General features: G+C 67.4%; 18 protein-coding genes. 7 read left to right on the plus strand and 11 right to left on the minus strand.

Annotation, left to right across the window (positions count from 1 at the left end; translation table 11 throughout):
- Positions 1-28: 28 nt before the first annotated feature.
- Positions 29-1,180, minus strand: a complete 1,152-nt coding sequence (locus NTY77_19765) for an HRDC domain-containing protein (protein ID MCX5797734.1) — start codon at positions 1,178-1,180, stop codon at positions 29-31.
- 15 nt (positions 1,181-1,195) lie between these two features.
- Entirely contained in the window at positions 1,196-2,020 is an 825-nt protein-coding gene (proC, locus tag NTY77_19770; GenBank protein MCX5797735.1) for a pyrroline-5-carboxylate reductase, read from the minus strand.
- Positions 2,021-2,097: 77 nt separating this feature from the next.
- Here proC and NTY77_19775 point away from each other — a divergent pair, with 77 nt between their 5' ends.
- Both NTY77_19775 and NTY77_19780 read left to right on the plus strand, forming a co-directional pair.
- Positions 2,098-2,712 (plus strand): sulfite exporter TauE/SafE family protein, encoded by a 615-nt coding sequence (locus tag NTY77_19775; GenBank protein MCX5797736.1) that lies wholly within the window; start codon positions 2,098-2,100, stop codon positions 2,710-2,712.
- 51 nt (positions 2,713-2,763) lie between these two features.
- Positions 2,764-4,014, plus strand: coding sequence for a type II secretion system F family protein (locus NTY77_19780; GenBank protein MCX5797737.1), 1,251 nt, complete (start codon positions 2,764-2,766; stop codon positions 4,012-4,014).
- A gap of 14 nt (positions 4,015-4,028) precedes the next feature.
- Here the strand turns inward: NTY77_19780 and NTY77_19785 are convergent, their stop codons facing one another.
- Together NTY77_19785 and NTY77_19790 are read right to left on the minus strand one after the other, a co-directional pair.
- Positions 4,029-5,360, minus strand: a complete 1,332-nt coding sequence (locus tag NTY77_19785; GenBank protein ID MCX5797738.1) for an excinuclease ABC subunit UvrC — start codon at positions 5,358-5,360, stop codon at positions 4,029-4,031.
- A complete protein-coding gene (locus tag NTY77_19790; GenBank protein MCX5797739.1) occupies positions 5,348-6,601 on the minus strand; it encodes an ATP-binding protein in 1,254 nt (417 codons plus the stop codon). Before NTY77_19790 ends, NTY77_19785 begins: the two co-directional genes overlap by 13 nt.
- Before the next feature lie 82 nt (positions 6,602-6,683).
- On the opposite strand from NTY77_19790, the gene rpsT reads away from it, so the two are divergent.
- Positions 6,684-6,989 (plus strand): 30S ribosomal protein S20, encoded by a 306-nt coding sequence (gene rpsT, locus NTY77_19795; protein MCX5797740.1) that lies wholly within the window; start codon positions 6,684-6,686, stop codon positions 6,987-6,989.
- Between the two features lie 48 nt (positions 6,990-7,037).
- Here the strand turns inward: rpsT and holA are convergent, their stop codons facing one another.
- From holA to leuS, 3 genes are read right to left on the minus strand one after another with little or no spacing between them, the layout of a single operon-like run.
- Positions 7,038-8,045 (minus strand): DNA polymerase III subunit delta, encoded by a 1,008-nt coding sequence (gene holA / locus NTY77_19800; protein ID MCX5797741.1) that lies wholly within the window; start codon positions 8,043-8,045, stop codon positions 7,038-7,040.
- Positions 8,046-8,666, minus strand: coding sequence for an LPS assembly lipoprotein LptE (gene lptE / locus NTY77_19805; GenBank protein MCX5797742.1), 621 nt, complete (start codon positions 8,664-8,666; stop codon positions 8,046-8,048).
- A gap of 5 nt (positions 8,667-8,671) precedes the next feature.
- Complete coding sequence (gene leuS, locus NTY77_19810) at positions 8,672-11,182, minus strand: leucine--tRNA ligase (GenBank protein ID MCX5797743.1); 2,511 nt, start codon at positions 11,180-11,182, stop codon at positions 8,672-8,674.
- 96 nt (positions 11,183-11,278) lie between these two features.
- Here leuS and NTY77_19815 point away from each other — a divergent pair, with 96 nt between their 5' ends.
- From NTY77_19815 to NTY77_19825, 3 genes are read left to right on the plus strand one after another with little or no spacing between them, the layout of a single operon-like run.
- Positions 11,279-12,442: a hypothetical protein gene (locus tag NTY77_19815; GenBank protein MCX5797744.1), complete on the plus strand. Its 1,164-nt coding sequence runs from the start codon at positions 11,279-11,281 to the stop codon at positions 12,440-12,442.
- 15 nt (positions 12,443-12,457) lie between these two features.
- Positions 12,458-15,130 (plus strand): S8 family serine peptidase, encoded by a 2,673-nt coding sequence (locus tag NTY77_19820; GenBank protein MCX5797745.1) that lies wholly within the window; start codon positions 12,458-12,460, stop codon positions 15,128-15,130.
- Complete coding sequence (locus NTY77_19825; protein ID MCX5797746.1) at positions 15,131-16,036, plus strand: PorV/PorQ family protein; 906 nt, start codon at positions 15,131-15,133, stop codon at positions 16,034-16,036.
- On the opposite strand, the gene NTY77_19830 is transcribed toward NTY77_19825, so the two are convergent.
- A complete protein-coding gene (locus NTY77_19830) occupies positions 16,033-17,997 on the minus strand; it encodes a S8 family serine peptidase (GenBank protein ID MCX5797747.1) in 1,965 nt (654 codons plus the stop codon). The genes NTY77_19825 and NTY77_19830 overlap by 4 nt on opposite strands.
- A gap of 165 nt (positions 17,998-18,162) precedes the next feature.
- On the minus strand, positions 18,163-18,717 hold the full coding sequence (locus NTY77_19835) for a hypothetical protein (protein ID MCX5797748.1): 555 nt from the start codon (positions 18,715-18,717) through the stop codon (positions 18,163-18,165).
- Between the two features lie 524 nt (positions 18,718-19,241).
- On the opposite strand from NTY77_19835, the gene NTY77_19840 reads away from it, so the two are divergent.
- Entirely contained in the window at positions 19,242-20,768 is a 1,527-nt protein-coding gene (locus NTY77_19840) for a carboxypeptidase M32 (protein MCX5797749.1), read from the plus strand.
- 6 nt (positions 20,769-20,774) lie between these two features.
- Here NTY77_19840 and amrS read toward each other — a convergent pair whose 3' ends face one another.
- On the minus strand, positions 20,775-21,872 hold the full coding sequence (amrS, locus tag NTY77_19845) for an AmmeMemoRadiSam system radical SAM enzyme (protein ID MCX5797750.1): 1,098 nt from the start codon (positions 21,870-21,872) through the stop codon (positions 20,775-20,777).
- Positions 21,869-24,082 carry a fused MFS/spermidine synthase gene (locus NTY77_19850; protein MCX5797751.1) on the minus strand — a complete coding sequence of 738 codons (2,214 nt, stop codon included), beginning with the start codon at positions 24,080-24,082 and terminating at the stop codon, positions 21,869-21,871. Before NTY77_19850 ends, amrS begins: the two co-directional genes overlap by 4 nt.
- Between the last annotated feature and the right edge of the window lie 54 nt (positions 24,083-24,136).

Below are 24,136 nucleotides of genomic sequence, written 5' to 3' on the forward strand. Positions count from 1 at the left end.
GAGCCCAGGCCGGGCTTCCCCAGATGGCTCAGGCCTTGGGGAGGACCAGCTTGAGCAGCGGCTCGCCGTAGCGCTGGCGCTTGAGCTCGGAGAGTCCGGCCAAGGGGTCGGGCTCCCCGGCCGCGGAGGCGCGCGCGAGCTCATGCAGGCTCGAGGTGTCCAGGATCACGACCGGCTCCACCGCTTCGCGCGCGGCCTGCCCCTTGCGCCATAGGCGCAGGGCCTCGAAGAGCCGGCGCTCCTTGTTGCTGCGGCGCAGGCTCATGCGCGGAGGCTCCACCGGCGGCGGGGCCTGCCGGCCGCGTTCCAGGGCCTCCAGGAAGGCGCCCCCGAATTTGCGCAGCAGATAGGGCGTCATGCCCTTGACTTTGGCCAGAGCCTCGGGGCTGTCGGGCATGTCCGCGGCGAGCCGGACCATGAGCTCCTCGGGCATGATCCGGAAGGGCGCCCGGTCGAGGGATTGGGCGCGCGTCTCCCGCAGGAGGAATATCTCCCTCAGGCAGGCCATTTGCCGGTCCGTGAGCCGGTTGCGCCCGGAGAGCCGCCAGAAGCCCTCCGGGTCGAAGCTCTTGAATACGGGCTCGAGCTCGGCGAGCTGGGCGCAAGCCTCGACCGCATCCGCTTCCCGGCCCTTATCGCAGAGCTGGGCCTTGAGGAGCTCGGAGAGCCGCAGGAGGTAGTGGGTGTCGAGCTGGGCGTACTTGAGATGAGCCTCGCTCAAGGGCCGCAGCCCCCAGTCCGCGCGCTGGAGCTTCTTGGAGAGGGTCACGCCGAAGTGGATGCGGATGGCCGCGGCCAGGCCCAGCTCCTTGGAGCCCAGCAGGCGCGCCGCGATCATGGTGTCGAAGAGGTTGGCGAAGCGGAAGCCGTAGTCGCGCTTGAGGCAGAGCACGTCGTACTCGCCGGCGTGGAAGATCTTCTCGATCTTGGGGTCGGCCGTGAGCTCGCCCAAAGCCGAGAAGTCGGAGACGGCGATGGGGTCTACGATGTAGTCCTCGCGCGCCGAGGAGATCTGCACCAGGCAGACCTTCTCCTGGTAGGCGTAGAAGCCGTTGGATTCGGTGTCGATGGCGATGCGCGGCTCCTGGCGCAGCTCGGCGACGACCTCCTCCAGGTGCTCCCGCGCGGTGACCACGGTGGCGGGCTTGATCTCTTCGAGCGGGTGGTGTCTGGTGGGCATTGGCGTCGGGGTCAATCAATCGCCGTAGAGGCGGCTGAGCTCCTGGGAGCGCTGGGTGGCGGTGACGATGGCGTCGATGAGCACGCTGCGCAGGCCCCGGGTCTCGAGCATGTGGATGGCGTTGATGGCCGTGCCGCCGGGGGTGGTGACCTCGTCCTTGAGTATGGCGGGGTGCTTGCCGGTCTCGATGACCAGTTTGGCCGCGCCCAGCACCGTCTGGGTGGCGAGTTTGGTGGCCACGTCGCGCGGGATGCCCATCTTGACGCCGCCGTCGATCATGGCCTCGATGACCATGAAGATGTAGACCGGGCCCGTGCCGGAGAGGCCGGTCACGGCGTCCATGGCCGTCTCGGGCAGGACCACGACCTTGCCCACGGATGAGAAGATGCGTTCGGCCAGGGCCAGATCCCCGGCGCCCGCGTGCGCGCCCGGGGCCACGGCGGTGGCGCCGGCGTCGACCAGGCAGGGCGTATTGGGCATGGAGCGGACCACCGGGCAGGGCTGGCCCAGCTTCTGGGCGATGGTCTTGGCGGTGATGCCGGCCATGAGGCTGATGATGATCTGTTGGGGCTTGATGACGGAGGAGAGCTCGGTCAGGACCGCGGGGGAGACCTGGGGCTTGACCGCGAGGATGACGATGTCGGCGCCCGCCACGGCCTTCTTGTTGTCCGTGGCCGTGTTGATCCCCCACTCCTTCTTGAGGGCCGCGAGGGCTTCCTCGCTGTGGCGGGAGGCGGTGATGTTCTTCGGGGTCGTGAGCTTGGCGCGCAGCATCCCGCCGATGAGGGCCGCGCCCATGTGGCCGGCGCCCACGACCGCGATCTTCTTGTTGGCGAGCATCAGTCCTCCGGAATGGGAAACGTCCCGCAGAAGTTATAACATTTGTGGCGTCAGGCTTTCACCAAGGCATGCCCCCGATGAACCCGCTGGCGCAGGGCTTCTGGCTCGGCTTGGCCACGGGGCCCTACTGCTTCGCGGCTTGCGCGCCCTTCCTCGTCGGCTACCTCTGCGCCGAGGGCAGGCCCGCCTTGGCCGACAATCTCAAGACCCTGGCGCGCTTCCTGGCCGGCAGGTTCCTGGCCTACCTCGTCTTCGGCGCGGCCGCCGGAGCCTTGGGCGCCGCGGTGAGCAGCTCCGTGCCGGTCTGGCTGCCGGCCGCGGCCCTGGCCGCAAGCGCGCTGCTCATGCTCGCTTGTTCTGCGGCCTGGGCCTTCCCCCGAGTCTCCTGGTGCTTGGCCGCGGGCCGCTGGACGACCCCGCAACGGGTGCCTTTGGCCATGGGTTTCCTGACCGGGATCAATGTCTGCCCGCCTTTCTTGACCGGGATGGTGGTGGTCCTGGCCCTGGGCAGCGCCGCGGGCGGCGCCGCGTTCTTCACGGCGTTCTTCGCGGCGACCTCGCTCTACCTGCTGCCGGTGCTGGGGGTCTGGCCCTGGCTCTCCGGCGCGCGGGCCCGGAGCATCGGCCGGTGGGCCCTCGGGCTGGCGGGCGCGTGGTATCTCGTGGAGGCCGCCCGGCTGCCCTGGCGCTGATCCTCAGGGCGCGCGGCCGCTCGCCGCATGTGCTAGAATAACCATAAGACTATGCCGGTATTCGCCTACAAAGCCAAGGGCGCCGACGGGAAAGTCATCGAAGGCACCGTCGACGCGGAGGAGCAGAAGGCCGCGGTGGCGCGCCTGCGCGACCAGAAGCTCTCCATCCTCGAGATCGCGGAGCAGTCCGCCGGCCCGCTCGACGCGCTCAAGGCCCTCCTCAAGCGCAAGGGCAAGGTCACCAATCGCGACCTGGTGCTCTTCTCGCGCCAGCTCTCCACATTGGTGGGCGCCGGCGTGCCGATCGTGCAGAGCCTCGCCATTCTGGAGAATCAGGCCGAGAATCCGGCCTTCCGGGATGTCCTGAAGACCGTGCGCGGCGATATCGAGAGCGGGCTCTCCATATCGGACGCGCTCAAGAAGCACCCGGACGCCTTCCCCGAGCTCTACACCTCCATGATCAAGGCCGGCGAGCTGGGCGGCATACTCGACACGATCTTGGAGCGCCTGACCGCCTACCTGGAGAGCAACGAGGCCCTGAGGGCCAAGGTCAAGTCCGCGATGATGTACCCCATCATCATCCTGACCATCTGCGCCGTCATCACCATCTTCCTGCTCACCTTCGTCATCCCCCGCTTCGCCACCATCTTCGAGAGCTTCGGGGCCAAGCTGCCGCTGCTGACCCAGATCCTCCTCGACCTCTCCAATTTCGTGAAGAACCCGATCGTCTTCATATGCATCTGCCTTTCCCCGGTGGCCGGCTGGTACGCGTTGAAGTACATCAACAAGACCGCCGCCGGCAAGAAGTTCATCGATGGAAGGATCTTGGTCATCCCGCTGTTCGGCATCATCCTCAAGAAGGTGGCCGTGGCGCGCTTCACCCGCACCTTGGGGACGCTCATCAAGTCCGGCGTGCCCATCCTCCAGGCCCTGGAGACGGTGGCTTCCACCGCCGGCAACGTGGTCATCGCCGAGGCGGTGCTGAGCGCGCGCGAGTCCATCCGCGAGGGCGGGCACCTCAGCGACCCCCTCAAGAAGTCCGGCGTCTTCCCCAACATGGTGACGGCCATGATCTCGGTGGGCGAGGAGACCGGCGCGCTCGACACCATGCTGGCCAAGATCGCGGACTTCTACGACCAGGAGGTCGACACCGCGGTCAAGGGTCTGACCTCGCTCATCGAGCCCATCGTCATCGTGATCATGGGCGCCATCGTGGGCACCATCGTGGCCGCCATGTTCCTGCCCATGTTCGGCATGGGCGAGCTGGCCGGCAACATGGAAGGCGGCGGCAAGTCGGAGTAGTTCCCCGGATTCGGCTAGCCCAGCAGGGCCTTGCCCCGCAGCAGCCGGTGGTACTTGACGCCGAAGCGGTGCGCCTCGTCGCGCAGGCGCTGCAAAAGGCGCAGCGCCGGCCGGCTCTTATCCAGGATGAGGGCCTCAGGTTTCCCGGGCAGGAAGACCTCCTCGATGCGCTTGGCCAAAGCCGCCGCAGGGATGCGCAGCTTGAGTTCCTTGAGCTCGTTGAGGGCCGCGGCCAGCTGGCCTTTGCCGCCGTCGATGAGGATGAGGTCGGGCATGTCCTCGCCTTCGCGCTGCAGGCGGCCGTAGCGCCGCCGCACGGCCTCCGCGATGGAGGCGAAATCGTCGATGCCCGAGACCTCGCGCAGCCGGAACCTGCGGTAGTGGTCCTTGTGGGGCTCGCCGCCCTGGAAGCAGACCATGGCGGCCACGAGCTGGCGGCCCTGGAAATGCGAGACGTCGAAGCATTCGATGTGGAAGGGCGCCGCGGAGAGGCCCAGCGCGGCCTGCAGGTCCGTCACCGAACGGCTGGCGGCGATGGGCTGGGCGAGGTCTCCCGCCGCCACCGCGCGCACGCGCACCCGCTCGCTGATCTGGTCGAGGGCGGACAGGTTGTCGCGCAGGCGGGCGGCGCGCTCGTACTCCAGGTTCTTCGCGGCCTCGCGCATCTCGCTCTCGAAGCGCCGGCGCAGGTCCGCGTGGCGGCCTGAGAAGAAGAGGACCGCGTCCTGCACCACCCGGCCGTAGTCCTGGCGGCTGATGTGGCCCGCGCAGGGCGCCGGGCAGTCCTTGGTGTGGTAGTAGAGGCAGGAATGCAAGGTGCGCTTATCCAGAGGCTTGTCCATGCCGAAATCCCAGCGGCAGGGCCGCAAGGGGAAGAACTTCCGCTTCCAGAGATGGTCGAGCAGGCCCTTGATGGGCGCGACCATCGGATAGGGGCCGAAGTAGCGGGCCCCGTCCTTGACCTTGCGGCGGGTCAGCAGGATGCGCGGGAAGTCCTCCTGCACCGTGATCTTCACGTAAGGGTAGGACTTGTCGTCCTTCCACATCGCGTTGAAGAAGGGCTGGTGCTCGCGGATGAGGCGCCGCTCCAGCAGCAGGGCCTCGCGCTCCGAGCCGCAGGGCACGTAGTCGATGGCGCGGATCAGCGGGGCCAGGTAAGAGTTCTTGAGGTCGGGCTTGTTCGGGTTGAAGTATTGGGCGACGCGCTTGAAGAGGTCCTTGGCCTTGCCGATGTAGAGGATGACGCCGCGGGCGTCGCGCATGAGGTAGACGCCGCAGGCGTGCGGGACGTGGCTGCGGTCCGGGCTGCCTGGACCGGCTGAGCGGCGGACCGCTAACCCACCCATCGGGTATCCGTGCCTCGGTCGCGCTTGACGATCCGGAAGGTGACGGTGGTCCCCTGGTGGAGTCGGGATTCGACGAAGAGGATGCCCTTATGGGCCTGGGCGATCTTCTGGGCGGTCCAAAGGCCCAGGCCCAGACCCCCGATCGAGGCGTTGACGGCGTTCTCGCCGCGGAAGAAGGGGGTGAAGAGGCAGGACTGTTCGGACTGGGGGATGCCGATGCCCCCATCCTGCACGACGAAGTCGTAGCCCTCCTCGTTCTCGCTGAAATCGAGGCTGACGCCGTTGCCTGCGAGGGTGTACTTGATGGCGTTTGCGACCAAGTCGTCCAAGAGCTCGGCGAGATGGGCTCTGTCTCCCAGGAAGCTCGGCGAGGACCCGGCGCTGGAGACCGAGAACTGGAGCTTCTTCAGGGCGGCGGCGGGCTCGAAGCGCGCCCGCACGTTCTCCAGAAGGGCCCTGGGGTCGACCAAGTCCACGCAGAGCTGCGGGGTCCAGGCGGTGAGAGCGCCCTTCTCGAAGAGGCCCGCGCACCGGGAGCGCATCTGGTTGGTCTCCGTTTCCAGCTGGGGCGCGAGCTGCCGCGGCTCCAGTCCCGAGCCGAGGATCGCGAGCAGCCGGGACAGGTGGTCCTGCAGCAGGTTTTGCGCGGCCTGGAAGGATTCGGATGCGAAACGGGCCTTGAGCGCCGCCTCCTGGAGAGGGGCCGGCGCGAGCCGGGCGCAGCCGCGGAACCCGGCGAAGGCGCCGGCTTCCTGCACGCCGTAGAGATCGACCTGCAGAGTCACGCTGTCGCCGGTCTTGCGTTTGCCGAGCATAAGCACGGTCCGCCGGAGCTGGCCGGCCGGGATGAAAGCGGCGTCCGGCACCCCGCCCGACCAGACCAGATAGTCCCAGAGACGCCGGCCTTTCAGGAATTCCGGGACCTGGCGCAGGCATTCGGCCATGGCCGTGTTGATCTCGCGGACCTTGCCGGAGGCGTCGACCCGGAATATCCCGTCGTGCACGCGCTCCGTGAAAGTCTGCAGCTCGACCTCGCTCCGGGTCGCGCGGTCTTCCTTCTGGCGGACGATGCCGTCGATCTGGAGCGCTCCCGCCAGCGCACCCAACAGCGCGAAAACGCAGACCGCGAAGATGGCGACGGCGAAGAGGGGGTCCTGAAAGACCGTGGCCTGCAGGACATAGGCCAGGGGCAAGGCGCTGAAGATGAGGATGGCCAGAAGCAGGCGCGCCCGGAAGCTCATGGCCGGATTCTAGCAAAACCGGGGGGCTGAGGCTGGCTGCCGGTTTGACGCTGAGCGCCCCTAAGTGGTTTAATCTTCTCCTATGCCAGCCAAGAAGAAGACCATGCGGCACCGCTCGGGCATCAAGGCCCACCGGCAGTCGCTCAGACGACACGCGCGCAACGTCGACATGAAGAAGACCATCCGCCGGGCGGCGCGCGCCGCCGGCGACGCGGCCACGGCCAAGGACTCCAAGACCTCCGAGCTCCTGGCCAAGGCCTCCTCGGCTTTCGACCGGGCCGCCCAGCGCGGCGTCATCCATTGGAAGACCGCCGCGCGCCGGAAGTCCCGCCTAGCCAAGCGCGTGGCGGCCGGGCTCGCCGCGACCGCCGCTCCCGCGAAAGCCTAAGGCTCCGGACGGAGCCGCGTCACAGACACCCCGTCAGGGGTGTCTGTGCTATTTGGAGCAGAGGTCCACGACCAGCCGCTCGATCTCCTGCGCAGCCGAGAGCCAGGTGCGCGACTTCAGCGAGACCTCGGCCTCCAGGCAGGCGCCCAGGTCCCGGCGCAGCCGGGCCTCGCTGAGGCGCTTGAGCATCCCCAGGTAATCCCGGTCATAATAGCTGTGCAGGCGCAGGGAGCCGAAGACCTCGGCCTCCGAGCGGCCGGCCTTGAGCATGCGCTTGGCGCGCAGCTGCTTGAGCACCGCCGATCGGATCTGGTTCAGGGCGTGGAATGCCTGATCGGAGGGCTTCCCCTCATGGAAGAAGCGCTGCAGGTGCGTTAAGGCCGCTTTGAGCTGGCGGGTCTGTATGAGGCGGGGCAGGGCGAAAGGGTCGGCCGTCTTCTGATAGCCCAGGCAGGCGGCCACATGCTCCGGGCCGATCGACTGAGCCTGGGCCGCGAAGAGCGCGGCCTTCTCCAGCTCTTGCTTGAGGATGGCCCAGTCCGTGCCCGCTTCCGCGACCAGAGCCTCGGCCGCTTCGGCGGAGAAGCCCTTGCCGGTCCGGCGGGCCTCGGCCTGCAGACGCGCCACGGCGTCCTCCTCGCGCAGGGGCTTGAACAAGCACACGGCCCCGGCCGCGGCCGCGGCCTTGAGCAAGGCGTCGCGCGCGTCGAGCTTGCGCTCCTCGGAGAAAAGGACCAGCGAGGTGCTGGGCGAGGGCGCCTGGAGATAGCCGGCCAGGACGGAGCGGACCTCGGCCGGCAGCTTGGCGCTCTCGACGACGACCAGGCGCCGGTCCGCGAACACGGGCAAGGTCATGGCTTCGCTGACCACGGCCGCGGCCTGGCCTGCGGGGTCTCCGGCGAAGTGCGCGAAGTTGAACCCGTCGGGGGCGATGGCCGCTTTCAGGGCGGCTGCCGCTTCGGACCTCGCGGAGGCGTCCTCGCCTATGAAATAATAGACCGGGCGGAACTTCCCCGCCTGCCATTCCTTGACGAGGTCGGCGTAGCGGGTCTCCATCTAATAGGCGTGGGGATTGACCGGCGTCAGAGGCGTCTCCGGCGCGGCCAGCGGTTCGGTCGAGGGGGCGTCGCCCTGGATGACGCGCCGCGAGGTGCCGGTGACCGAGCCGAAGCCGTCGATGACCCGCTTGACGATGTCCTTGGCCAAGGTGGTCCAGATCTGCTCGCGGGCCTGCTCTTCGGTCAGGCCTCCGGCCAAAGTGGGGGCGGAGTAGGTGAAGACTTCGTCGATGTTCCTCTCGACCCAGAGGGCCTGGTCGGGCTTCTTGCGGTCCACGAACTGCAGGTCGGTGAGCACGCGCAGCTTGTAGGCCGTGGGCACGAGGTTGGCGTCGTACTGGATGGGGGTGTTGATGTAGCGCGAGATCGTCGTCCAGACCACGCCGTCCGCGTCGGTCTCGGGGACGAGGGGATAGCGGCCGTCGCGCAGGAACTCGTCGCGCACGGTCAGCATGAGCTTGTCCTCGAGACCGAACTGTCCGGTCTTGTTGATGATGGGATGCAAGGCGATGCGGCGGACGTTCTGGGGCAGGAGCTGCGGGGTGGGGTTGTAGTGGATATCGTCCCCGGCGCATCCCAGGGCCGCCGCCGTCACCAACAGGTACCAGTGTCTGCGCATGTGCGTTACCTCGCGACGATGTTGACCAAACGGTTGGGGACCACGATGACCTTGGCCACGGCCTTCCCCTGCAGTGCGGCTTTGACCTTCTCCAGCGCCAGGGCCGCCTCCTGGACCGGGCCTTGGGCCGCGTCCGCAGCGCAGGTGAATGTGGCGCGGACCTTGCCGTTGACCTGCACCGCGTACTCGACTTCCCGGTCCTTGAGGTATTCTACCTCAAAACTGGGCCAGACTTGCCGCGCCAGGCAGTCCTTGTGGCCCAGCCTCTCCCAGAGCTCCTCGGTGAGGTGCGGGGCGAAGGGGTGCAGGAGGGTGACCAGCATCTCCAGGTCCTTGCGCGCCGGGACCTTGGCCTTCTGGACCTCATTGGAGTAGATCATCAGGGCCGAGATGGCGGTGTTGAAGCCGAAGGTCGCGATGTCATCGGTGACCTTCTTGATGGTCCGGTGCCGGGTGCTGACGCAGCCTTCGTCGGCTCCGGGCGCCTCGGTCTCCAGGACCAGGGCCCAGACCTTGCGCAGGAAGCGCGAGACGCCCTCGATGGAGCGCATGTCCCAGGGCTTGGAGTCCTCGAAGGGGCCCATGAACATCTCGTAGAGCCGGAAGGCGTCCGCCCCGTAGTCCTTGAGCACCTCGTCGGGGTTGACCACGTTCTTCTTGGACTTGGACATCTTCTCGATCTGGCTGTCGAGCTTCTCCCCGGTCTCCGTGAGCGTCGCCAAGCCGTCCTCGCCGAAGGTGACCTTGTCGTAGTGGTGATAGACGCCCTTGCCGTCGCGGTAGGAGTAGCTCAGGATCATGCCCTGATGGCGCAGCTTCTGGAACGGCTCCGGGGTGGAGACGAAGCCGCAGTCGAAGAGGACTTTGTGCCAGAAGCGCGCGTAGAGCAGGTGCAAGACGGCGTGCTCGGCTCCGCCCACGTAGCAGTCCACCGGCATCCAGGCCTTCTCCTTGGCCTGGTCCCAGCCGACCGCCGGGTTCTTGGGGTCCAGGAAGCGGAGATAGTACCAGCAGGAGCCCGCCCACTGCGGCATGGTATTGGTCTCGCGCTTGGCCGCGGCGCCGCAGGACGGGCACTTGGTGTCGACCCAGTCCGGGATGTTGGCCAGAGGGGACTCGCCGGTGCCCGTGGGCTTGTAGTCCGTCACCTGCGGCAGGCGGACGGGCAGGTCCTGCTCCAGGACCGGCACCTGGCCGCACTTGGGGCAATGGATGATGGGGATGGGCTCGCCCCAGTAGCGCTGGCGCGAGAATATCCAGTCGCGCAGCTTGTAGACCACGGTGCCGCGTCCGCGTCCTGTCTTCTGGAGCTGGGCGATGGCCGTCGCCTTCGCCTGGCAAGTGGGCTGCCCATCAAAGAGGGGGGAGTTCACCGCCACGCCTTCCTCGAAGAAGCCCTGGGCCTGGATGTCCTGCGCTTGCCCCGGCTTGTCCGCGGGCCGGACCACCTCGCGGATGGGCAAGTTGAACTTGCGGGCGAACTCGTGGTCGCGCTCGTCATGGCCGGGCACGGCCATGATGGCGCCCGTGCCGTAGCCGGCCAGGACGTAGTCGGCGATCCAGACCGGGATCTTCTCCCCGTTGAGGGGGTTGATCGCGTGGGAGCCGGTGTACGCCCCGGTCTTGTCCTTCTGGAGCTCGGTGCGCTCCAGGTCCGACTTGGCCGACGCGGCCTTGATGTAGGCCTCGACCTCGGCGCGCCGGTCGCGCTTGGTCAGCGTCTTGACCAGGTGGTGTTCCGGCGCCAGGACCATGTAGGTGGCGCCGTAGAGGGTGTCGGGCCGGGTGGTGAACACGGTCAGGTCGTCTCCGGTCTCCAGCTGGAAATGCACCTCGGCGCCCTCGGAGCGGCCGATCCAGTTGCGCTGCATGGTCAAAGTGGAATGGGGCCAGTCCAGGTCCTTGAGGTCGGCTTCCAGCCGGTCGGCGTAGGCCGTGATCTTGAGGACCCATTGCCGGATGCTCTTTCGTTCGACCTTGGCGCCGCAGCGCTCGCAGTTGCCGCCGAAGACCTCCTCGTTGGCCAAGCCGGTCTTGCAGGAGGGGCAGAAGTTGATGGGCGCGGTGCTCTCGTAGGCCAAGCCCTTCTTGAAGAGCTGCAGGAAGATCCACTGGGTCCAGCGATAATACTCCGGGGCGGTGGTGTCCACCTCGCGGTCCCAGTCGTAGGAGAAGCCCAGAGACTGGATCTGGCGGCGGAAATTGGCGATGTTCCTCTGGGTGACCACGGAGGGGTGGGTGCCGGTCTGCAGGGCAAAGTTCTCCGCGGGCAGGCCGAAAGCGTCCCAGCCCATGGGGTGGAGCACGTCGAAGCCCTGCATGCGCTTCATGCGGCAGAGGATGTCGGTGGCGGTGTAGCCCTCGGGATGGCCGACGTGGAGGCCGTCTGCCGAAGGGTAGGGGAACATGTCGAGGCAGTAGAATTTCTTGCCGGGGCGGGGCAGGTCGGGGGTCTTGAAGACGGAGTCTTTGGCCCAGCGGGACTGCGCCTTGGCCTCGATCTCCGCCCAGGGGATGCGCTCGGTCCTCACGCGGGGATTATACCATTTGGACTGACGCCGCCATTCTTGTCAAAAATATGCAACAAATTTAGGGGATAGTAATAGCCGGCCATGCGCCAGATCGGACTAGTCGCCTTGCTGTTGTGGTTCTGCGTCCCGGCCTATGCCGGACGGGACGAGGGCGATGCTCGTCTGACCGTGGATTCTCCCCAACGGGAGGTCAAACCCATCGAGCCGCTGCCGGAGACGATACAGCCGGTCAAGCCCGCCAAAGTCGAGCGCGCGGCCCGTCCCTCCGAGGATGCCGCCTTCAAGCGCGCCTTCTTGACCTTGCGCGTGCGCGCCTGGCTGACGACCGGTTCGGTGGACACGCGCTTCTCTTATCAGAAATACAGCCAACCGGACGGCTACACCGGCGAGACCGAGGAGCGCGGGGCCAAGGGCCTGATGTTCGTCTACAGCGCGGAGGTGGCTCCTATCCGCTGGCTTTCCGGCGAATTCCAATATGGCCAAGACACCCATAATGGGACCTACGCCGACCACTACTGGCTGCACGCGCCTGGCGCCACATGGACGACCTCCGGGGGCACCTTGGTCTCACCCGACCATGTGGACGACTTGGTCTTGGGCGCGGACGCGCGCTCGCGCCGGGATTGGACCGCGGGGACTATCTACGCGCGCGTCCTTGACTTGCGGCCAGCGCGGGCTGATGACCCTGTGTGGCAAGAGGCTCTGGATGTTGCCGTCGGCTACGAGCGATTCCGGCAGTACTCCCATCTCACCAACCTTTCGGTCAACATGAACCGATACGGGTACTATTCCGCGGCACTGCCTGTGGGTCCCATCGCCGGTTTTGATTCCAGCTATTCCGCGTCCTGGAGCGGCCCGCATTTCGGCTTCCGCAACGAGGTCGCAGTCCCCTGCGGGTTCTCCTTCGAAGGCATGTTCCTGTGGTCGCCCTTCATGGTCTACCGCGGCGAGGGCTACAATAACTTCGGGATGAGCTTCCCGAATGCCTTTGATCTGCCGACCCTGAGGGACTCCTCGCCCAACTTCATCGACACGGCTCATGGCACCGCCGTGCACTTCCAACTCGGGGCGCGCTGGGACTGGAGGATGCTCCGGCTGGAAGCCGGCTACCAGCGCTTCTATTTCTATTCCCGCACCGGCACGCGCACGTTCTTGGCGGCCGACGGCAGCACTCCGGGCAGGCAGCTCGACTTCGCCACGGCCGAGATGGCCGGGGGTTACACGGGGATCACCCTGCGTTATTAGTAGAATGACCATCCTATGCATTCGCCACGAAGCTTGAGGCTGGCCGGCATCCTCGTCCTGGCCGGGGCGCTGCCCGCGGCGGGACAGGCCGCTTCAGTCCGCAGGAGCCGACCCGCGGACCAGGAACGCACGGACCGCCTGATCGTCAAGTTCCGGGACCGCCGGGCCGCCCGAGCCTCAGTAATGAGCGCCGCGGACCTGCGGCCGCTGAGCGACTTGGCCGGGGTCCGGCTCGCTCACCATCGCCGCATGGCTGGGGATGCCCAGGTGCTGCGCCTTCCCGGCAAGATGCCCCTGGCGCAGGTGGAGGCGCTGCTCGAAAAGCTGCGGCAGGATCCCTCGGTCGAGTACGCCGAGCCTGACCGGCTGCGCCAGCCCTTGCGGACGCCCAACGACCCCCAGTATCCGTACCAGTGGCACTACTTCGCGCCGGCGTCGACCGCGGGCGGGGCCGACCTGCCGGCCGCCTGGGACATCACCACCGGCAATACCGGCAGCACCGTGGCCGTGATCGACACGGGCTGGCTCAATCACCAGGACTTGGCGGGCCGCTGGGTTAATCACCAGGTGTTGGGCCTCGCCGCCACGGGCTATTGCTTCATAACGGACGCGAATGTCGCCAATAACGCGCAATGCACTCCGGGAACATCCACAAATGACGCCACCGACCCGGGAGATTGGGTGACCACTGCGGAAAGCAACGACCCCAGCGGCCCCTTCTACGGCTGCGCCGCCGAGAACAGCTCCTGGCACGGCACCCATGTGTCGGGCACCATCGGGGCGAAGTCCGACAACGGCATCGGCGTGGCGGGAGTCAACTGGGTCTCCAAGATCCTGCCCATCCGCGTGCTCGGCAAGTGCGGCGGCTACGATTCGGACATCATCAACGGGATGGAATGGGCCGCGGGGCTGACTGTCGCGGGCTATCCGGCCAACCCGAACCCGGCCAAGGTCCTCAGTCTGAGTCTTGGTGGAACCGGGGCCTGCCCCACGGCTTGGCAGAATGCGATCGATGCGGTCACGGCCGCCGGTTCCGTCGTGGTCGTGGCCGCGGGCAACGAAAGCGTCAACCTGACCTTCTCCCCGGTGACGCCGGCCAGTTGCAGCGGCGTCATCGCCGTGGCGGCCGTCAACAGCGCCGGCAGCCTCGCCTATTACAGCAACTATGGGAGTAAGGTGGCGATCTCCGGGCCGGGCGGGGAGCAGAGCTACGCTAACGATCCCAACGGCGTCCTGTCCACCTTGAACTCCGGCCTCAAGGGCCCCGTGAACGTCGGAACCACGGGAGACACCTACGTCTATTACCAGGGTACCAGCATGGCCACTCCCCATGTCTCGGGCGTGGCCGCGCTCCTGTTCTCGATCAATCCCAATCTTACGCCGGCGCAGGTCAGGCAAGCCTTGCAAAGCACGGCGCGGCCGTTCTCCGCGGGCAGCGGCTGCAACACCTCCATCTGCGGCGCCGGGCTCCTCGATGCCGCGGCCGCGGTGAAGGCGGTCCTTCCGGCCGCGCCCTCCGGTTTGACCGCCACGGCTTTGGGGGTTTCCTCTTTGACATGGACTTGGAACAACTCCGGCGCCGCGAGCTATAACTTCTATTATTCGACTGGCCTCACGTTCAGCAATCTCGCGGCGACCAGCCTCACGCAGGTCGGACTCGCGACCAACACCGCTTATGGCGCGGCGGTCTCGGCGATCATAGGCGCGGAGGGCCCCAGATCCTCGACCGTCACCGTCTACACCTTGGCGGCCCCGCCGGCCAGTTTCGCTTTGGTCCAGGTGAATGCATCCTCGCTCACCGTGAATTGGACCGCCAACACCAATTGGGGGACGACGACCTATCGCGTGGACTATTGGCAGGCGCTGGGTTCCACTTCTTCCGTCACGGCGCAGGCGCTGAGCGTCGGCCTGACGGACCTCTTCGGCGGCGCCACCTACTATCTGACCGTCTCCGCCCTCAACGGCGACGGCGTCGCGACTTCCACCAACGTCATCAGCACGGTGACCCTGCCATCCGCGCCGACGACCATCGGTTCCGCCGGGGGGACCATCACGGCCGGACCGGCCACGCTGCAGATCTTCCCCGGAGCCTATGCCCCGGGCCAGAGCGTCCAAGTGAGTCTGCTGGCCCCGAGCAGCCTGAGCGGCGGTTCCTCCATCGAGCCCCTGGCCGGCACCGGCATCGGCCTCGAGGTGGACCTCTATCCGGCCATCGAGCCCGTCAATCCCGTCCGCCTCACCATGTCCTATCAGAACTACAACGGGAGCCTCGATCCGAGCCGCTTCGTCATCGCCCGCTACGATGCGGCCGCCGATGCCTGGGCCCCTTTGCCCTCCAAGGTGGACCCGGCGAATAAGGGCGTGGCCGCGACGGTCGACCATCTGTCGGTCTTCCAGATCATGCAGGCCAGTCCCGCGGCCGATGTGTTCCAATTCAAGATCGGGCCGAATCCCTTGAAGCCGTCCCAGGGGCCGGCGCTGATGAAATTCGTCGGCCCGGGCGGAGCCCAGGTGCGCATCTACACTTTGACCGGCCAACTGGTCCAGGACTTCGCCCTCTTCCCCAACGGGACGGGCTCGTGGGATGCCACCAACCGGGCCGGCCGGCCCGTGGCCAGCGGAGTGTACTTCGTCTATGTCAACAGCGGCGGCCAGAGCCGTACCTTCAAGGTGATCGTGGAGCGCTGAGTGCTGAGACTCGGGATAGCGGCGGGATTGCTGCTCACGGCCCTCGGGGCCGCGGCCTCGAATTTCGGGTCCTCGGCCGCGGGGACCACGGCCGCCGATTTCCTGGACCTCGGCGCCGGGGCCAGGGCCATGGGCATGGGCGGCGCCTACAGCGCGGCGGCCGACGATGCCGCCGCCCTGTACTGGAACCCCGCGGCCATGACCCAGGTCGCCCACCGCTCCGCGACCCTCATGCACGCGGCTTACATCGCCTCCAGCTACTATGATTACGGTTCCTACGTCGAGAACGCCGGGCGCTACGGGGCCTTCGGCCTCGGAGTCCAGTATTTCTCCTTCGGCAAAGTCTATGAGACGGACCAGGACTACATACCGATCGGCACGGTCACTCCCTATGACTTGGCCGCCAGCGTCGGGTATGCCTACCAGCTCGAGTCGGGCTTCGCCCTCGGCGCGGCCGGCAAATTCATCCAGTCCAAGCTGGCGGACACGGCGAACACCGAGGCGGTCGACCTGGGCGTCCTCTCGCCGAGGTTCTTCGACGACCGTCTGCGTCTGGCCGTGACCGCGCGGAACCTGGGCGGGACACTCAAATACGACCAGGCCGAGGAGTCCTTGCCCTTGGCCTTCAAGGCCGGGGCCGCCTTCCACATCACCAAGGACTGGCTCACCGCCTTGGACGTGGGAGCCCCGAAGAATGACAGCCCCTACGCGGACTTCGGGACCGAGTATCTACTGGCCGTCGGCGACTTCTGGCGGTTCGCGGGGCGCGCCGGCTTCAGCTCGCAGAACCTCTCGCCCTCGGTCGGCATCGGCGTCGGGTGCAAGACGCTGAGCGTGGACTACGCCTTCGTCCCCTACAACTACCTCGGGGACGTGCACCGGGTGTCGCTGACCTTCAGCTTCTAGGCCAATCCCAGGGCGAAGCGCGCCAAGGCGCGCGCCTTGGACATCAGTCCGGAAGACGGCGCGTTCTCCTGGAGCAGCTTCGCCGAGAACTGGAAGGCCGACCAGACGTTGATGAACCCGTCGCCCACCTCGTCGGCCGGGGCCACCTTCTCCGCGGTCTGGGTCATGGAGTAGCGGGCCAGGTCCATGGCGAACTGGGTCAGCTGCGGGCCGGGCAGGGCCGGCAGAGAGTCCTTGAGCAGGACGAGTATGCCGCGGGTCAGGAGCAGGAAGGCCCCGAACACCCCGGGGTTGCTCATGGAGGTCCCGGACATGGACGCGCCCGGACCGCCCAGCTCCGGCACGGTCGCGCCGCTCGGCACGGGTGCCACGAGGTTGACGCCCACGCCGGATTCATCGGGCTTCTGCGGGTAGTCCTTGTACTGGTCGGGGTGGGTGGACGTGGTCTGGCTGCCCGGGCCGCGCGAGGAGAAGTACGCGGTCTTCTTGTCCGCGTCCGAGGCCGCGATGGCCTTGATGCGCTTGACCTTGCCGACGACCTTGCCGTTGATGACCAGATCGGTGGACTGAACGGCGATGGCCGGGCCGCCGATGGTGTTCTTGCGGCTGCCCGCGTTGCCGGCGGATATGCTGTGGTGCGTCCCCGCCTCCGCGGATTTGACGAAGAGCTTCTCGATGGCGCCTTCCGGGTCGCCGGAGCCGTCGCCCCAGGAGTTGGTGGTGCCCAGCGCCCCGTCCTGCACGGCCATGTTGAGCTTGAAGAGGATGTCGCTTTCCGAGGCGGAGCCGTTGGGGAAGATGTTGTAGTTGCGGCCGTGGGTGTTCCAGCGGTCCATGCCCACCACCGTGCCCGCGGTGTGCGTGCCGTGGGTCTCGCTGTCGGCGTCGTTGGAGACGCTCTTTTCGATGCGGCCCTTCAGGTAGGGATGGTCCGTCGAGACCCAGGTGTCGAGCACGGCCCAGGGCAGGACCGGGTTCTCCGCGGCCAAGCCCAAAGCGCGGCGCACGGTCCGGCCCGCCCATTGCGCCAGGCGTGAGACCAGGCTGGTCTTGCCGCCGGGAGCGGCGGGATCGCCCAGGACCTTCTGGAGCTCGGCCTGGAGCTTGTCCGCCCCGATGACCTTGGCCATCTCCTTGAGGCCCACGGTGCGGGCCTGGGGCTCGGCGGCCATGGGCGCCGGGACGGTGAAGACCCGGCCGACCTGGACCTTCAGGCCCTGGGACTCGAGCACGGCCTTGAGCGCGTCGGCGCTGCCCGGAGCGACCTTGAGCACCGCGGTGTTGATCTGGGACACCGCGCCGACGGCGCGCGCGTCGTGCGCCGCGAGGAGGTCCGCGGAGACGCCGAGGTTCTGGAGCTGCGTGCGCAGCGCGGTGTCGATGGCCTTGATGCCGACGCCCGGCTTGGCGAGCGCGAGCGGATAGACGTCCTCGGTCATGACCTTGCCCGAGCCCTCCGGGGCGGAGACCAAAAGCTCCACCTCGCCGGACTGGCCGATGCGCGCTTGGAAGTCGTTTTCGGCGGAGGAGCGGGACTCGCCCGCGGACATGTCCTGGTACTGCGGGGCCGGGGCGGCCAAAACCTGTATGGACTGAGCGAAGGGGGTGGGCTGGCCGTCAGCGGTCTGGAAGGCCCTGTCCATCAGAGCGCCCGCGACGACGGGGGCCGCGGCGGCCGGTGCCGCCTGGAGGCCCGCTACGGGCGCCACCGTGGGGACGACCTGCTGGGAGAGGCCGGGCGCGGCGAGCAAAGACGGGGCCAGGAGTCCGGTCTTAAGGGTAGGTGCGCCCTGCATGGACTGGAGCCCCGAGTTCAGCGTGGGGAGGCCGGAGACCTGGGTCAGGGGCGCCGCGGACGTGCGGCCGGAGGTCACGACAGCGGCCAGCGCGGCCGGCGCGGCCGGGCCCATGGACAGGGCCAGAAGGGAGAAGGCTGCCATCAAAGAAAGGGACTTTTTCATCGTTGCGCTCCTGGGACCGGACTTGTATCCTGAGCCCCCATCATAGCGCAGAGGCCGGCGTGGCCGTGTGGGCCGAAGGACCGTGGAAGCCGCGGGAAATGGACCCAAGGCCATGGTCCGGCGGTCTGGGCCCTGGGCAGGGGCGAAAGGCCTAGTCTGGGAGGGCTATCTCCGCGGTCCGTCCGGGTTCCCGGAGACGACGCCGGCCGGGAAGCCGAGCAACCGGCCTTGGCGCTGCTCGCGGATCGAATAGCTCAGGTCCATCAGGATATGGTTGCCGGGCTGGATGCTGGCCGGGACATGGATGATGATGCCCGTGACGGCCTTGCGGCCGCCGTCGATGCCGACCAGGCCCTGCTCGGCGGTGACCGGCAGGCCGTAGCGCTGGGAAAGCCCCTGGGCGCAGGGTTCGAGGGAGCTCACGGCCTCATCGATGGAGAGCGCGCGAAAGAACTTGGCATCCAATATGGAGCAGGCGGCCACGCCGGAGAAGGCGTCCTGCATCGTGTGCGGAACGCCGTAGATGATGCGCTCCTTGGGCTCGGAAGACACCTTGTCGGCCAAAGCCTTGAAATCGGCGGCCAGGGATTCGCCGGCCGGTGAGATGGCGGCGATCGCGCTGACATGGTCCCAGTCCACGGTGGGCGCGGCGCAGACCCTCACGGCGAGGATCGGGGACGCGGCGACGAGGCTGAGGACGAGTCTGGCGATCTTTTTCATCATTCTTTCTCCCTGCCGGTTTGTGGGCATAAGACATGATACCGCGCCGCCGGATCCGCGCCTATGAGCGCGGTCAAGGATAAAATTGACCGATATCAATGATCGCGCTCAAGGCGGGTGCGCCGAAGATTTGTAGGTCGCCGGCCTTACACCCTCGTCAAGCTGCCGCTGGGAGATCCCGCGGTCCAGCCGCAGCTCTGTGAGCAATGTCGCCATGCGACGCACCGTCCCTAGGGAATCCATCAATCTTACGAGATGACCCCCGAAAAAGTTCCCTCCCGCCGAGCCTTGCCTCCCTTGGTCCGTTGCCCCCAAGCAACACGGTCCGGAACAGATGCCCTATATCGCTGCGTTGGGGAGGGAAGTTGCAGAAAAGCAACGGACCAAGGGAGGGACCCCCACGGGAGATTGCCGGACGCGCAATTCCGGGCGCCCGGTCTGGCGGCTGCCTACAGATTTTCGGCGCACCCGGCAAGGCTGTCCGGAGGGGGGCGGCCTTGTGCTACCATACGCATGAGGGGATCGTGCAGAACGGACTGGCAGCGCTTAAAGCCCTTTTTTCGGAGATCGCCGACCTGCAGGCGACCGGCGAGCTTCTGTCCTGGGACCAGGAGACCTTCATGCCCGCGGGCGGCGCCGCGGCGCGGGCCGAGGCCCTGGCCACGGTCAAGAAGGCGGCCCACGGCCGCTTGGTCTCAGATGAGCTGGCCCGCGTCCTCGACCAGACGCAAGCCTTGGCCCAAGCCCAAGGCCCGGACTCCCTGCCCGCGGCCTTCGTGCGCGCGGCCCGCCGCGAGCAGGCCCGGGCGCGCAAGCTTCCCGGCGAACTCGTGGCCGAGCTGGCCAAGGCCACGGCCCTGGGCCTCGAGGCTTGGCGCGAGGCCCGGGCGCAATCGGATTTCTCCGCCTTCGCGCCGCACCTGGAGAAGATCGTGGAGCTCAGCCGCCGCAAGGCCGAGGCCCTGGCCGTGGGCAAGCGCCTCTACGACTCCATGCTCGACGAATACGAGCCCGGCACCAGCGCCTCCCAGGCCGAGGCGGCGTTGGGCGCCCTGCGCGCGGGCTTGGTCCCTCTGGCGCGCGAGATCAACGCCCGCAAGGACGAGGTGTCCAGCGCCCTCCTGCACGGCGCCTGCGACGAGGGCAAGCAGTTCGCTCTCTGCCAGGATGTGGTCCGCCGCCTGGGCTTCGACCCGGAGCGCGGCCGGCAGGACCTCTCAGCGCACCCCTTCACCTCCGCCTTCTCGGTCGACGACGTGCGCATCACGACCCGGGTCGCCGAGGACTACCTGCCCACGGCCCTCTACGGGTCGGTGCACGAGTGCGGCCATGCGCTCTACAGCCAGGGCATCGACAAGGAGTACGAGCGCACCCCGCTGGGCGGCGGGGCCTCGCTGGGGGTCGACGAGTCGCAATCCCGGCTCTGGGAGAACATCGTGGGGCGGGGCCGGCCTTTCTGCGCCTGGCTCCTGCCCACGCTCAAGGAACGCTTCCCGGACCGGTTCTCCCGCTGCGGCCTGGAGGACTTCTATCGCGCGCTCAACAAGGTCGGGCCCTCTTTGATCCGCATCGAGGCCGACGAGGTGACTTACAACCTGCACATCCTCCTGCGCTTCGAGCTGGAGGCGGACCTCATCGAGGGACGGCTCCAGGCGGCACAGGCGCCGGCGGCCTGGAACGCGAAGAGCGCCGAGTACCTGGGCGTCATCCCTCCCAACGACCGCTTCGGCATCCTGCAGGATATCCACTGGGCCGGCGGCCTCATCGGCTATTTCCCCACCTACGCTCTGGGCAACATCATGTCCGCGCAGTTCTACGCCAAGGCCCTGGGCGAGATCCCGGATCTCGAGGCGCGCATCCGCGGCGGGGATTTCGCCTCGCTGAGAGGCTGGCTCAAGGAGAACATCCACCGGCATGGCCGCCGCTACACGGCCAACGAGCTGCTCCGGCGGGTCACGGGCACGGGGCTCGACTGCGCGCCCTTCCTGGACTACCTGCGCAAGAAGTATTCCGAGATCTACGGGTTCGACCCGCGGAGCCTCGGCTCCTGAGCGGACCTACCACAGCCCGCGCAGGTGTTCTCCGCAGTAAGGGCAGCGTCCGTTCTTGATGTTGTTCTTCACGACCTGGAAGCCCTGCCGCTCGATCAAGGTCTTGCCGCACTTCGGGCAGAAGGTGTTATCCATGGGATGGCCGGGGACGTTGCCGACATAGACGTAATGCAAGCCCGCGGCCTTGGCGATGCCGTAGGCGCGCACCAAAGTCCCCACGGGCGTCGGAGGCACGCTCTTCAGCTTGTACTCGGGGAAGAAGCGCGTGAAATGCACGGGGGTGTCCGGCCCCGCGTTCTCCTTGAGCCAGCGGCACATCTTCGCCATGTCCTGGGGGTCGTCGTTCTGGCCCGGGATGACCAGGTTGACGATCTCCAGCCACTTGCCGCTCTTCTTGACCGTCTTGATGGCGTTCAAGACCGGCTCCAGGTCAGCGGCGGCCATCTCCTCGTAGAACTTCTCGGTGAAGCCCTTGAGGTCGATCTTGACCGCGTCGAGCACCTTGAGCAGCTCGACCAGCGGCTCGGTCTCGATGTAGCCGCTCGAGATCATCGAGGTCTTGAGCCCCCGCTCATGGGCCAGCTTGGCCACGTCGTACATGTACTCGTAGAACACCGTGGGCTCGGTGAAGGTGAAGCAGATGGAGGTCACCTTCTCATGGAGCGCGACCGCCACCACCTGCTCCGGGGTCAGCTCGTAATGCGGCACCTTCTCGAACTCGGCTTGTGATATCTGCCAGTTCTGACAGAAACGGCAGCGCAGCACGCAGCCCACCGTGGCCAGGACCAGCCGCCGGTGCCCGGGAAAAAAGTGGTACAGCGGAGCCTTCTCGATGGGCTCGACTCCGATCGAGCAGGGCTTCCCGTAGGTGATGAGGTAGAGCTTGCCGTCCCGGTTCTCGCGGATGCCGCAAGTGCCGCGTTTGCCTTGCGGGATTATGCACTTGCGCGGGCAGAGGCGGCACTGCACCTGGCCGTCGAAGAGGGTCTTGTAGAACTTGCACTCATGGCCGAAGGGAAGCTTCTCGGCGGACCAGTTCCAGGACACCAGCACCATGCCCGTGAGGAGCGCGGCGCCGCAGAGCCGCAAGAGCCGGCGCTTCATGACTTCTCCTCCAAGGCCGCGGCGCAGAGGGCGAGGCTGGCGAGCTTGAGCAAAGCCACGCCGAAGCAGACGCTGCGCAAGCCCAGGACCGGCAGGAGGACCGCGCCGCCCACCACCGCGCCCAGCCAGCCGCCCAAAAGGTCGCAGGCATACAGCGAGGACATGCCCGGGCCTCGCAGCCGGCAGGCCAGAGGGAACTGAGCCCCGGTCAAGGCGCCGGAGAGGAGACACAAGCTCAAGAAGGCTCCTTTCATGAGGCTGTCCGGGACCGAGGACCCGGCCAGCGCTTGGAAGATCATGGGCAAGACCGCCGAGAAGACCACGAGAGCGAGCTCCGAGAACAGGAAGGAGCGCCGCGCGGGGCGGGTGTCCCGGGATAGGAGAAGACTGGCCCCGGCCGCGCCGGCCATGAACACGGAGACCAGAAGCCCGATCCAAAGGTAGACATAGCCGTAGAGCGCCTGGAAGGCGAAGGTCAGCGTCATATTATAGACCATCCCGGCAAAGCCCGTAGCGGCGATGGCCAGCGGCGCGGGGAAGGAGGCGAGCCTGCGGCTCTTGCCGTGCCAGGCCAGGCCAGCCGCCAACAGCAAGGCCAGGACCACGCCGAGGCGCGGCAAGGACAGGAGCTCGGCCCAGGAGAAGAGGCGCGTCGCGAAGGGGGAGAACATCGCGTTCCAGTTGCCCAGGTCATGCAGAACGGCCCGCGGGTTGAAATCCCGATTGACTCCGGCCCGGGCCGCGACCGGGGCCAGGAAGCGCTGGAACATCGAAGACCACTGCCGCTCCATGCGCAGGGAGAGCTGCTCCGGGCCCACGAAGCCGGTCCGGATGCGGCGCTGCCGCAGGCGCTCGGCCAGCAGGCCGGCTCCGAGCCGCGCCAGCTCCGGCGCGTCGGAGGCCATGACGATGTTGGTGTCGCCGGGGATGGGCCGCACCACGGCGAAGACCTGCGCGGCCGCCTGCAGCACGCAGGAGTTGAGGCTGGCGAGGTTCGGCTCCAGGAAGGCCGTGGACCCGGGCAAGGAGAAGGCGAGCAGGCCGCCGGGCTTGAGCCGGGCCCGGGCCATGGCGAAGAACTCCCGCGTCAGCAGCCGGTTGGCCTGGAGGCTGTCCGGCCGGGGCGCGCCGAGGAGGATGACGTCGTAGCGGCGCGCGGTGTCCCTGACGAAGAGCCGCCCGTCCATGCGGTGGACGCTCACGCGCGGGTCCTTGAGCTCGCCCTCGGCCAGGGGTGCTGCGAAGCGCGCCAGCGCCGACAAGAGCAGGGGGTCGAGCTCCGCGTAATCCACGCGCCGGACCGGATGCTTGAGGACCTCGCGCAGCAGGCCGCCCGCGCCGCCGCTCAGGACCAGGACGTCCTCAGGCTGGGGCTGCGCCAAGAGCGCGAAGTGGGCGAGCTCCTCGACGGACTCGATGTCGGGCACCGGAGAGGTCGCCGCGACCTCCCCGTCCGTCAGGAAGGTGAACTGGCCCTCGGACTTGAGGACCGTGATGTTGCCGTAGACCGAGTTGTCGTAGAAGACCACCTCCGAGCCGGGCCACTGGCGCTGCACCGAGCTGCGGTGCAGGGCGGCGGCGGCCGGGCCCAGGGCCAGGACCGCGGCGGCCGCGGCGCCCAGGCCGTAGAGGACCCTGGACTTCGCCGAACGCCCAGCCACGAGGGCGCAGAAGAGCAGGTCCAGAGTCGAGACCGCCAGCACGATGCGGAAGGATTGCAAGCGCGGGATGAGCCAGAAGGTCAGGATGAGGCCGCCGACGAGAGTCCCCAAGGTCTCCCAGCCGTAGACCATGCCGCCGGCATCCTCCCGCCGCCGCATGCGCCCGGCCAAGGCGAAGAGCGCGCCGTGCGGGGCGCTGACGCAGGCCAGCAGGGCCAAAGAGGCCGCGAACATCGCGGCCAGGCTCAAGGCCTCTCCCGGGGCCGCGCCGCAGAGCGCCCTCAGGCCGCGGGTCGCGTAGAGGGCCGCGGGCAGAGCCGCGGCGAAGAAGGCTTGGCAGAGGGCGAAGGCCGCGGCCGGCCGCTCGGACCGGGCCCAGACTCGGCCGGCCAAAAAGCAGCCCAGCGCTTCCAGGACCAGCCAGTTGCCCAGGAATACCCCGATGGCCAGCTCGTTGCCCGAGGCGACGACCAGGAACTCGCGCAGGAGCACGATCTGGCCCACCAGGCCGCTGACGCCCACGACGAGCAGAGCGCAGACGAAAACCATGATTGGGGACACAATACTTAATTCATGAGGAGATAGGTATTGTGTCCCCGAATT

The organism is Elusimicrobiota bacterium (assembly GCA_026388095.1).
Lineage (GTDB): Bacteria > Elusimicrobiota > Elusimicrobia > UBA1565 > UBA9628 > UBA9628.

Excerpts from the sequence above, each read along its gene's own strand:
- NTY77_19765 (MCX5797734.1), bottom strand. The coding sequence starts at position 1,180 with ATGCCCACCAGACACCACCCGCTCGAAGAGATCAAGCCCGCCACCGTG.
- proC (MCX5797735.1), bottom strand. The coding sequence starts at position 2,020 with ATGCTCGCCAACAAGAAGATCGCGGTCGTGGGCGCCGGCCACATGGGC.
- NTY77_19775 (MCX5797736.1), top strand. The coding sequence starts at position 2,098 with ATGAACCCGCTGGCGCAGGGCTTCTGGCTCGGCTTGGCCACGGGGCCC.
- NTY77_19780 (MCX5797737.1), top strand. The coding sequence starts at position 2,764 with ATGCCGGTATTCGCCTACAAAGCCAAGGGCGCCGACGGGAAAGTCATC.
- NTY77_19785 (MCX5797738.1), bottom strand. The coding sequence starts at position 5,360 with ATGGGTGGGTTAGCGGTCCGCCGCTCAGCCGGTCCAGGCAGCCCGGAC.
- NTY77_19790 (MCX5797739.1), bottom strand. The coding sequence starts at position 6,601 with ATGAGCTTCCGGGCGCGCCTGCTTCTGGCCATCCTCATCTTCAGCGCC.
- rpsT (MCX5797740.1), top strand. The coding sequence starts at position 6,684 with ATGCCAGCCAAGAAGAAGACCATGCGGCACCGCTCGGGCATCAAGGCC.
- holA (MCX5797741.1), bottom strand. The coding sequence starts at position 8,045 with ATGGAGACCCGCTACGCCGACCTCGTCAAGGAATGGCAGGCGGGGAAG.
- lptE (MCX5797742.1), bottom strand. The coding sequence starts at position 8,666 with ATGCGCAGACACTGGTACCTGTTGGTGACGGCGGCGGCCCTGGGATGC.
- NTY77_19815 (MCX5797744.1), top strand. The coding sequence starts at position 11,279 with ATGCGCCAGATCGGACTAGTCGCCTTGCTGTTGTGGTTCTGCGTCCCG.
- NTY77_19820 (MCX5797745.1), top strand. The coding sequence starts at position 12,458 with ATGCATTCGCCACGAAGCTTGAGGCTGGCCGGCATCCTCGTCCTGGCC.
- NTY77_19830 (MCX5797747.1), bottom strand. The coding sequence starts at position 17,997 with ATGAAAAAGTCCCTTTCTTTGATGGCAGCCTTCTCCCTTCTGGCCCTG.
- NTY77_19835 (MCX5797748.1), bottom strand. The coding sequence starts at position 18,717 with ATGAAAAAGATCGCCAGACTCGTCCTCAGCCTCGTCGCCGCGTCCCCG.
- amrS (MCX5797750.1), bottom strand. The coding sequence starts at position 21,872 with ATGAAGCGCCGGCTCTTGCGGCTCTGCGGCGCCGCGCTCCTCACGGGC.
- NTY77_19850 (MCX5797751.1), bottom strand. The coding sequence starts at position 24,082 with ATGGTTTTCGTCTGCGCTCTGCTCGTCGTGGGCGTCAGCGGCCTGGTG.